Source organism: Intrasporangium sp., from assembly GCF_032907665.1.
Taxonomy (GTDB): Bacteria; Actinomycetota; Actinomycetes; order Actinomycetales; family Dermatophilaceae; genus Intrasporangium.
Window position 1 is genome coordinate 1 of the sequence record NZ_JAJJPG010000006.1, and the last position, 4,391, is coordinate 4,391.

Here is a 4,391-nt window from a genome sequence, read left to right on the forward strand (position 1 = left end):
CACACCCAACAACGACGCCAACACCCCGACTGGAACGACCCCCCACCCTTCTGAGCCCACTCCCCCGGCTGACGACCGCATCAATGGACCGGGGTGTGCACGGCGGGATCTCGTCACACAGGCAGGCGAAATCGCTTGCGGGACAGTGGCTCAACCAGGCCGTCGGCGACCAGGGAGTCGAGGCAACGCATCAGCTGCGAGCGGTCGGGCCCGGCTCCCTCGAGGGCCGTCAGGGGAAGCGGCGCGTGCTCGTCGCGCAGCCTGCGCAGGATCTCGCCGCGCACCTGTCGGTCGGTGCCGTGCCACGCCTGTCCCCGTCGTGGAGGCCCGTCGTAGGGAGGTCGCCCGGCCGCCCTCCAGGCGCAGAGGTCGGCGACCGGGCACTCCTCGCACCGCGGCCCGCGCGCGACGCAGACGAGGGCGCCGAGCTCCATGACGGCGACGTTCCAGACGTTCGCCTCCCGCCGCGCAGAGGGGGCCGTATGCCGCCCCGCAGGCATCGCGTGCGTGGCGAGCTCGGTCTCGGACCGGGTCAACGTCGGGGCCGGTAACGCCTTGCCCTCGACCGCCCGGGCAAGGACCCTGCGCACATTCGTGTCGACGACGACCTCCGGGATGTCGAAGGCGAAGCAGGCCACCGCTGCTGCGGTGTAGGGCCCGACCCCCGGAAGGGCGAGCAGCTCGGCCGGAGTGCGCGGCACGTCGCCCCCGTGCCGCACGACCATGAACGTCGCGGCCTCGTGAAGTCGCAGGGCCCGACGGGGGTAGCCGAGGCGGCCCCAGGCGCGCACGGCGTCACCGGGGGCGGCTCCGGCGAGGCCTGATGGCGTCGGCCACCGCGCCATCCACTCCCGCCAGACCGGTTCGACCCGGGAGAGCGGCGTCTGCTGCGCCATGACCTCGGAGAGGAAAACTCCCCAAGGGCTGCACCCGGGGCCGCGCCACGGGAGATCCCGACCCGCTTCGGCGTACCACGTCGTGATGCGCTGCCTCAGGACGGAGAGCGGAACGTGGCCGAGCGGCATGCGGACACGGTAACGCCCGCGCGTCGGCCGAGACCGTCGCCTCAGACGTAGCGCTCGAGGATCGACGACTCGGCAAGCCGAGACAGTCCCTCGCGAACCGCCCGGGCCCGCCCCTCTCCGACCCCCTCGACGAGCATGAGGTCCTCGATGCCGGCGGCGAGCAGCCGCTGCAGCGACTCGAAGTGGTTGACGAGCCGCTCGACGATGGCGCTCGGCAGTCGCGGGACCTTGGTCAGCAGGCGGTAGCCCAACGGGCTCACCGGCGCGTCGAGGCTGTCACCGACGACGGAGAAGCCGACCGCTCGCGCACCTGCGGACAGGTCGAGCAGCTCGACGGCGTTGAGGGCCTCGAGGTTGGCGAGGGCCTCCTCCGCCGTGAGCTCGGACTTCGTCGCCGGCAGGTAGTCGCGGATGACGAGCTCGCGGTCGTTGCCGAGGCCGCCGACGAGCTCCTCGAGCTGGAGGCTGAGCAGCCGGCCGTCGGTGCCGAGCTCGACGACGTAGTCCCGGATCTCCTCTGAGATGCGCCGCACCATCTCGAGGCGCTGGAGCACGGACGTGACGTCGCGAATCGTCACGAGGTCCTCGATCTCGAGCGCCGAGAGGGTGCCGGTCACCTCGTCGAGACGGGCCTTGTAGCGCTCAAGGGTCTGGAGCGCTTGGTCGGCTCGGGACAGCGTCGTCGGTGAGCCCTCGACGACGTGCCGCTTGTTGCCGACGTAGAGGGCAACGACACCCATGGACTGGCTCACCGAGATGACGGGGAAGCCGGTCTGCTTGGCGACCCGCTCGGCCGTGCGGTGCCGGGTGCCCGACTCGGACGTCTCGATGCTCGAGTCGGGCACGAGCTGCGTGGCGGCCCGGAGGATACGGGTCCCCTCGCGGTCGAGGACGACGGCGCCGTCCATCTTGCACAGCTCGCGCAGGCGGGTGGCCGAGAACTCGACGTCGAGCGTGAAACCCCCGGTGCAGATCGCCTCGACGATCCGGTCGAAGCCGAGCACGATGAGGGCACCCGTGCGACCGCGCAGGATGCGCTCGAGACTGTCTCGCAGCTCGGTGCCGGGAGCGACCGCGGCGAGGGCCGCACGCAGCAGCAGCTCGTCGTCGTTCCTGTCCATCACTTCCCGTTCGGCCGGCCGGAGATCGCTTCCGCGTGAAGAGGGCGGTGGCCGCAGTCTAGGCGGTGTCGCGCGCCAATGCGGGAACCGTCCGCTGGACGCCGAGGCGGCGCATCGTCTCGATCGCCTCGGCGACACTACCGACCTCGATCACGTCGATCCCCTCAGGCACCGGGGTGTCGGCCCTGCTGCCCGTAGGCACGACGGCATGTCGGAAGCCGAGCCGGGCCGCCTCGGTCAGCCGTCGGCCGATTCCCGTTGCCCTGCGGACCTCCCCGGCGAGCCCCACCTCCCCGATGGCGATCGCGTCGACAGGCAGAGGTCGGTCGAGCACCGAGGAGGCGAGCGCGCAGATGAGGGCAAGATCGGCCGCCGGCTCAGTGACCCGGACGCCGCCCACTGTTGCCGCGAAGATGTCCTGGGCACCGACCGGCGCCCCCGCCCGTTTGTCGAGGACCGCGATCACCATGGCGAGCCGGGCCGCGTCCAGTCCACTCGACGTCCGGCGGGGCGACGGCAGCGTGGACGGCGCGACGAGCGCCTGGACCTCGGCGACGAGGGGACGCCGGCCCTCGAGGGTGACCGTCACGCAGGTTCCCGCCACCGCGTGCGCGCGGTCGGAGAGGAAGAGTCCGCTGGGGTCCGCGAGGCCGACGATGCCGGCCTCGGACAGGTCGAAGCATCCCACCTCGTCGGTCGGGCCGTAGCGGTTCTTCACCGCACGGACCAGTCGCAGCCGCGAGTGCCGGTCGCCCTCGAACTGGACCACGACGTCGACGAGGTGCTCGAGGACTCGTGGCCCGGCGATCGAGCCGTCCTTGGTGACGTGGCCGACGAGAAGGACGGCGATTCCGCGGTCCTTCGCCGCCCGGATGAGGCTCGCCGCGACCTCGCGCACCTGCGACACGTTGCCGGCCTGTCCCTCGACGTCGGCGCTCGCGATGGTCTGCACCGAGTCGACGACGAGCAGCTGCGGGGCACTCGCCTCGACGTGCCCGAGGACTGTCGCCAGATCGGTCTCGGCGGCGAGGTAGAGCGTGTCGGCCAGCGCGTCGATCCGCCCGGCCCGTGACCGGACCTGCGCGGCGGACTCCTCACCGCTGACGTACAGGGCGGCGGCGCCCTGCCGCGCCGCGCGGGCCGCGACGTCGAGCAGCAGCGTCGACTTGCCGATGCCCGGCTCGCCGGCCACGAGCACGACGGCTCCCGGGACGAGACCGCCGCCGAGCACCCGGTCGAACTCGGCCACTCCGGTCGGCCTGGCAGCGGCGCTGGTGAGGTCGACGTCGGCGATCCGGACCGCCGGTCGCGTCACCGCGGCTGGGACGGTGCGGGGCGCGCCGGTGGCACCGGACTCGGCGACGCTGCCCCATGCCTGGCACTCGCCGCAGCGGCCCACCCACTTCGCCGTGCTCCACCCGCACTCGGCACAACGGAAACGAGCGGGGCGTCGGCTGGTCGACTTCGTGGCCATGGCCGCCACGGTAGAGGTCGGCGGCGACAATGCCGAGGCGACAGGCACGCGCTCCGGTCGTGGGATCATGGACCCATGGAATCCGTCCTGCCCTACGTCCTCGCGCTCCTCCCGACGGTGGGTGTCACGTGGCTCTTCTACGTCATCATCAAGAACATTCTCGAGGGCGACAGACGTGAGCGAATTGCCCTCGCGAAGTGGGAGGCCGAGCGCGACGCCGAGGCCACGCGCATATCTGCCGAAGAAAAGTAGAAACTCGCACATCCCAACTGGGTCCATGTTTCGTCCCCAATTGCGACCCCCATTCCTCTGCATTGGTAATTGCGTGTAAATTGGCCCTCGCCGCGAATGCGCAGCATTCTCGGCAGACAATTGCCATCACGACACCAGATGGAGAAACATGGCTCAGCGAGTGGAAGTCGTCCTCATCGACGATGTCGACGGCGGCAAGGCGGACGAAACCGTCTCCTTCGCAATCGACGGGGTCTCCTACGAGATCGACCTCAGCGAGAAGAATGCGCGAAAGCTGCGCGACGCACTGGCATCCTGGACCGGGCACGCACGTCGCAGCAGCGGCGGGCGCGGACGACGCCGCTCGTCCTCCGGTGGAGGGGCCAAACGGTCCGACCTCGCCGCAGTTCGCGAGTGGGCTCGGTCCAACGGGTACCAGGTGTCCGACCGGGGCCGGATCTCCTCGGAGATCCAGGCGGCCTACGACAAGGCCCACTGACGCGACGGCGACACTGCCGTTCACGTCGGCACCCTCGAGGG

Annotated in this window: 5 protein-coding genes; 2 read left to right on the forward strand and 3 right to left on the reverse strand. The window is 70.8% G+C overall.

Annotated features, from left to right (window positions below; all coding sequences use genetic code 11):
* Nucleotides 1–113: 113 nt before the first annotated feature.
* The 3 genes from LOY02_RS01780 to radA are packed head-to-tail and all read right to left on the reverse strand — an operon-like array spanning nt 114 to nt 3,620.
* Complete coding sequence (locus tag LOY02_RS01780) at nt 114–1,025, reverse strand: A/G-specific adenine glycosylase (protein ID WP_317180602.1); 912 nt, start codon at nt 1,023–1,025, stop codon at nt 114–116.
* Nucleotides 1,026–1,066: 41 nt separating this feature from the next.
* Nucleotides 1,067–2,146, reverse strand: coding sequence for a DNA integrity scanning diadenylate cyclase DisA (disA, locus tag LOY02_RS01785; protein WP_317180603.1), 1,080 nt, complete (start codon nt 2,144–2,146; stop codon nt 1,067–1,069).
* Nucleotides 2,147–2,204: 58 nt separating this feature from the next.
* Nucleotides 2,205–3,620, reverse strand: a complete 1,416-nt coding sequence (radA, locus tag LOY02_RS01790; RefSeq protein ID WP_317180604.1) for a DNA repair protein RadA — start codon at nt 3,618–3,620, stop codon at nt 2,205–2,207.
* Between the two features lie 75 nt (nt 3,621–3,695).
* Between radA and LOY02_RS01795 the strand changes: the two genes are divergently transcribed.
* A complete protein-coding gene (locus LOY02_RS01795; protein ID WP_317180605.1) occupies nt 3,696–3,872 on the forward strand; it encodes a hypothetical protein in 177 nt (58 codons plus the stop codon).
* Between the two features lie 148 nt (nt 3,873–4,020).
* The gene (locus tag LOY02_RS01800) at nt 4,021–4,350 is read left to right on the forward strand and encodes an Lsr2 family protein (protein WP_317180606.1); all 330 of its coding nucleotides are present in this window, start codon (nt 4,021–4,023) and stop codon (nt 4,348–4,350) included.
* Nucleotides 4,351–4,391: the final 41 nt, after the last annotated feature.